Below are 5,180 nucleotides of genomic sequence, written 5' to 3' on the forward strand. Positions count from 1 at the left end.
ACCGCCGCCGGGGCCGCCGAACGCCCCGCCCGTGGAGCCGACCTCGGCCTGGAGCGTCGGGCTGATCGCGGTGACGACGTAGGCGCCGCCGAGGCCGAGCGCGATCCCGAGGGCGCCGCCGACCAGGCCGTTGACGACGGCCTCGCCGACGACCTGCCGGGTGACCCGGCCGGACTTCCAGCCGAGCGCCTTGAGGGTGCCGAACTCCCGTACGCGGCGGGAGACGGCCGAGGAGGTGAGCAGGCCCGCGACCAGGAACGCGGCCACGAGCACCGCGATCGACAGCCACTTGCCCACGTTGGAGGCGAGGTCGGAGGCCGTGGAGAGGGAGCCGGAGACCGTGTCGGCAAGGTCGGCGGAGGTCGTGACGGTCGTACCCGAGATGTTCTTCTGGATGGTCGACTTGACCGCGCTGATCTGCTGCGAGTCGGACGCCTTGACGTAGATCGTGGTGACCTTGTTCTTGGAGTCGCTGAGCGTCTGCGCCTGCTTGAGCGGGATGTAGAGGTTGGCCGCCGCGTCACCGCTGTCCGGCGTCGCGATGCCGATGACCTTGTACTTGACGCTCTTGACGGTGACCGTGTCACCGAGGACGAGCTTCTTCTCCTTGGCGTACGACTTGTCGGCGACGACGACCTTGGCGTTGGTCTCGGAGGACTTGAAGGTCCGGCCGCTGGTGATCTTCGAGGAGGTCAGCGGGCCGAGCGCGGGCTTGGTGACGTCCGTGCCGTAGACGGAGTAGTTGTTGACGTCGAAGTCGGCGCCGCCGCCCTCGACCCGGCCCTCCGGGGACTGCTGGGCGCCCGGCCGGCCGCCGCCCTGCTGGTTGCCGCCGCCCTGCTGGTCCTGCTGGAACTGGCCCTGGCGGAACTGGCCGCTGACCTTGACGACTTGAAGGCTGAGCCCTCCGACGACGTCCGAGACACCCTTCTGCGCGCCGACCTTGGAGACCGTGCTCGTGGCCAGGGTCTGGAAGCCCTGCACCATGACGCGGTCGCTGCTCTGTTCTTCGTCGGAGTCGCTGCCCCGGGCGTCGAACTGGAAGCGCGGGCGCTCGCCCGTGCCCGACTGTGCCTGGGCCGCCTTGGTGACCGTCATGTCCGTGCCCAGTCCGTAAAGCGACTGGAGGACCTTGCCCTGCGCCTTCTCCATGCCGGACGACACGGAACTGACCACGATGACCAGGGCGATGCCCAGGGCGAGTCCGGAGGCGACGACGAGCGCCGCCTTTCTGCGGCGGCGCAGTTCGCGCCTCAGGTAGGTGAAGAACATGGCCGAAAGCTAGGGACACCGCGTGATGGCGGGATAAGGCCCGCATAAGAGAAGGATGAGAACACTGTGCGCCGCCGCGGAACCCTGTGAGAACGCCGAGGGCGGTTGCCCGTACGAGTCGTACGGGCAACCGCCCTCGGGACGGAAAACGTTCGGGTCGGGTCAGGCGGCCGAACCGGCCTTCCACGTCGCCCAGTCCATGTTCCAGCCGTTGAGGCCGTTGTCCGGGGCGATGGTCTTGTCACCGGTGTTCCGGACGTCCACGACGTCACCGACGATCGAGTTGCTGTAGAACCACGCGCCCTCGGTGTTCGGGTCGTTGGCGCCCTTGGTGTCGTTCAGGCCGATGCACCCGTGGCTGGTGTTGACGCTGCCGAAGATGGAGTCGGCACCCCAGTAGTTGCCGTGGATGAACGTGCCGGAGGTCGACAGACGCTGGGCGTGCGGTACGTCCTTGATGTCGTACTCGCCCTTGCCGTCGTCGTCCGTGAAGCCGACCGTCGCGCCGTTCATCCGGGTCTCCTTGAACTGTTCGGAGATCACCATCCTGCCCTTGTACGTCTTGTTCTCGGGCGAACCGGCGGAGATCGGGATGGTCTTGATGGTCTTGCCGTCCCGGGTGACCTTCATGGTCTTGGTCTGCGCGTCGACGATCGAGACCTGGTTGCGGCCGATCTTGAAGGTGACCGTCTTCTGCTGCACGCCGTAGACACCGTCGGCGCCCTCGACGCCGTCGAGGTTCAGCTTGAGCGTGACGGTCGAGTTGCCCTTCCAGTACTCCTCGGGGCGGAAGTCGAGCCGGTTGGCGTTGAACCAGTGGCCGACGACCTCCTGGCCGCTGCTGGAGGAGACGGTGATCCCCTTCTGCACGTCGGCCTTGTTGGTGATGGCCTTGTCGAAGTTGATCGAGACCGGCATGCCGACGCCGACGGTGGAACCGTCCTCGGGCGTGAAGTTGCCGATGAAGCTGTTGGCCGGGGAGACCGTCGTGAACGACGCGTTCTCGTGGGCGGCGCGGCCGTCGGAGTCCTTGGCCGACGCGGCGATCTTGTAGGCGGTGGCGCGCTCCAGCTGGGCGCTGGGCTTCCAGCTCTTCTTGTCCGCGGATATCTCACCCGCGACAGCCGTGCCGGCCGCCGTCTTCATGGTCACCTCGGTCAGCGTGCCCTTGGTCACAGTGACGGCCGCGGCACTGTTGATGGAGGCGTTGTCGGAGCCGTCCTTGGGTGTGATCTTGATCTGGGCCTCGGAGGACTTCTTGGCCGCCGCCTCGTCGACCTTGGCCTGCGAGGTGCTGTCACCCCCTTCGCCCTTGGGGTCGTCACTGCCGCCTCCGCTGCACGCAGAGAGCACCAGCACCCCGCCGAGCAGTGCGGACGCGACCGTGAGACTCCTGCGCCGCTTACTGTCCGTCATCACACGCTTCTCCATCGTTGCCGAATCCCCAAAACCCCGAGAGTCCCCGGAACACCTGTAAACGCTACGACCGGTTCGTCCCGTTCCACACCCTTCCCAGGTGTGGGGCACACCACGTCGATCCATTTCGGCCGCGTCGGATCGTCCTCGATCCGACCGGTGCGGCTGTTACGACTGATGCGGGTGTCGGTCACTGCGCCCCTTGAGACGACAGAACCCCGGGTGGCGGTTGCCGCCCGGGGTCACGATTCTCCCAAGCCGCCTCAGCCGACCACTTCTTCCTCGTCTCCGGCCTCATCATCCTCGTCGAGGTCCCAGTCCGGCGAATCGGGGTCGTAGTCGATCTGCTCGGTGCTCCAGGAGGCCTGCGCGAGTTCGACCCCGGCGACCTCGCTGACCAGGTCGAACGGGTCGACGAGGTACGCGAGGGCCTCGGCAGTGTCTTCCGTCACTGTGCTCTCGGCGTGCGCCCGCTCGTCGCCAGGGATCTCGGGGTCCTCCGCGATGCGCCCCAGCGCCGCCTTGGTGAGCGCGCCCTCGTCGTCGACCTCGACGACCAATTCGACGCGCAACCGTACAAAACGTGATGTCTCAGGTGTGCTCATACGTCGGAGCGTAAGGCTCTTCACCACCGTGACTTTCCCGTGACCCGCACCTTTCACTAACATCGCCCCACACGGCCAATTCGCCAGCGTCACAAGGGGATCGATATTCCGTGTCCGCACGTCGATCGTTGCTGACCGCCACCGCCGCGGGGACCCTCCTGGGCGCCCTGTGGTTCGTCCCGTCCGCCAATGCGACCGGGGACGGGACGGCAGAACACAGAACACAGACAACGACGACCACGACCCTGCAGACCAAGGCCGGGGACGAGGCCGAAGCCGAAGCCGAGGCGTCCGAGGAGAGCGCGGCCGAGGCCGCCGTCCGCACCCAACTGGCCGACACGGGAAGCTTCGACACGACCCCGTACGTGGTCGGCGGCACCCTGTTCCTCAGCCTGGGTGCCGGGTTCGTGGTGTATTCCGTACGCCGGGAACGTACGACGGTGTACTGACGGTCTCCCTGCCGCCCGGGGCCCGCACGGCCCGGTGTGGAGATATCCGCCCCCTTTTCAGCCATTTCGCGTCATCCTCGAAGGAAGACCGGCGAGAGAGAGGCGGACCCGTTTACAGTCCGTGGGGTTCACGCACGCACTCCCTGTCGCTTCTCCGTACCGCGTGAACAGGGAGTTGCCCACGTGAAGATCGTCTTCCTGCTGCACAACGCCTATGCCATCGGCGGCACGGTGCGCTCGACGCTCAACCTCGCCGGTGCGCTGGCCGCGCGGCACGAGGTGGAGATCGTCTCGGTCTTCCGCAGCGAGGACAGACCCCTGCTCGGGGTGAACCGCAGGGTCCGTCTCGTCCCGCTCGTCGACGAGCGCCCCGACGCGCCGACGTACGACGGCGAGAACCCGCTCATGGCACGGCCGTCCACGGTCGTACCGCCCGCCGAGGTCCTCGCCCACCGCTACACCGAGCTCACCGACGAGCGGCTGCGCGGCTTCCTGGAGGAGACGGACGCGGACGTCGTCGTCGCCACCCGCCCGGCGCTGGTGGTCTTCCTGGCCCGGCACGGCTCGCGCCGCTATCTGCGCGTCGGACAGGAGCACCTGTCGTACGACAACCACGTCCCGGACGTACGTACCGCGCAGAACGAGGCCTTCCGGCACCTGGACGCCTTCGTCACCGTCTCCGCCCAGGACGCGGCCGACCACCGCGACCGTCTGCCCCGGCTGCGGACGCGGATCACCGACATCCCGAACGCCGCGCCCCGGCCGAAGGCCCGACGCTCCGACGTACAGGCCTCGTTGGTGGTCGCCGCGGGCCGGCTGATGCCGGTCAAGCGCTACGACCTGCTCATCGATGCCTTCGCCCGGGTCGTCGCCGTACGCCCGGAGTGGCGGCTGCGGATCTACGGCCAGGGCCCCGAGCGCGCGGCCCTGCGCGCCGCCGTGGACGCCCACCGCCTGAACGACCACGTCTTCCTCATGGGACCCCACACGACGATGGAGACGGAGTGGGCCAAGGCCTCCGTCGCCGCCGTGAGTTCGGACTGGGAGTCCTTCGGCATGACGATCCTGGAGGCCATGCACGCCGGCGTCCCGGTGGTGGCCACCGACTGTCCGCACGGCCCCGGCGAGATCATCACCGACGGCTCCGACGGACTGCTCGTACCGCCGGGGGACGCGGACGCGTTCGCGGCGGGGCTGCTGAAGCTGATCGAGGACGCGGACCAGCGCCGGATCATGGGCGAGGCCGCCAGGGAGACCGTCCAGCGGTTCGCTCCCCGCCTGATCGCGGACCAGTACGAGCGCCTGTTCGGCGAACTGCGCGAGGCCCGGACCTCGACGGCGGCAAAGGTCACGCGCCGCGTGCGCCGCGCGCTCGGGGCGCTGCTGCCCCAGAGCTCACGCCCCGTGGAAGCGCCCCCGGCGGCCCCGCCCGCCGCCC

Annotated in this window: 5 protein-coding genes; 2 read left to right on the top strand and 3 right to left on the bottom strand. The window is 68.3% G+C overall.

All coding sequences use genetic code 11. The annotated features are described in order from the left end of the window. The 3 genes from O3Q52_RS48570 to O3Q52_RS48580 form a co-directional block, all read right to left on the bottom strand. On the bottom strand, positions 1-1,272 hold a 1,272-nt coding region (locus tag O3Q52_RS48570), incomplete at its 3' end, for an ABC transporter permease (protein ID WP_269654846.1). A 162-nt stretch (positions 1,273-1,434) separates the two neighbouring features. Further along, positions 1,435-2,703, bottom strand: a complete 1,269-nt coding sequence (locus O3Q52_RS48575; RefSeq protein ID WP_269654847.1) for an Ig-like domain-containing protein — start codon at positions 2,701-2,703, stop codon at positions 1,435-1,437. 248 nt (positions 2,704-2,951) lie between these two features. Further along, a complete protein-coding gene (locus O3Q52_RS48580; RefSeq protein WP_269654848.1) occupies positions 2,952-3,293 on the bottom strand; it encodes a hypothetical protein in 342 nt (113 codons plus the stop codon). Between the two features lie 110 nt (positions 3,294-3,403). On the opposite strand from O3Q52_RS48580, the gene O3Q52_RS48585 reads away from it, so the two are divergent. Both O3Q52_RS48585 and O3Q52_RS48590 read left to right on the top strand, forming a co-directional pair. Next, positions 3,404-3,742: an LPXTG cell wall anchor domain-containing protein gene (locus tag O3Q52_RS48585; protein ID WP_269654849.1), complete on the top strand. Its 339-nt coding sequence runs from the start codon at positions 3,404-3,406 to the stop codon at positions 3,740-3,742. 183 nt (positions 3,743-3,925) lie between these two features. Next, a partial coding sequence (locus O3Q52_RS48590) for a glycosyltransferase family 4 protein (protein WP_269654850.1) occupies positions 3,926-5,180 on the top strand: 1,255 nt, incomplete at its 3' end.

It is taken from the genome of Streptomyces sp. ActVer (assembly GCF_027270795.1).
GTDB classification, from domain to species: Bacteria; Actinomycetota; Actinomycetes; order Streptomycetales; family Streptomycetaceae; genus Streptomyces; species Streptomyces umbrinus_A.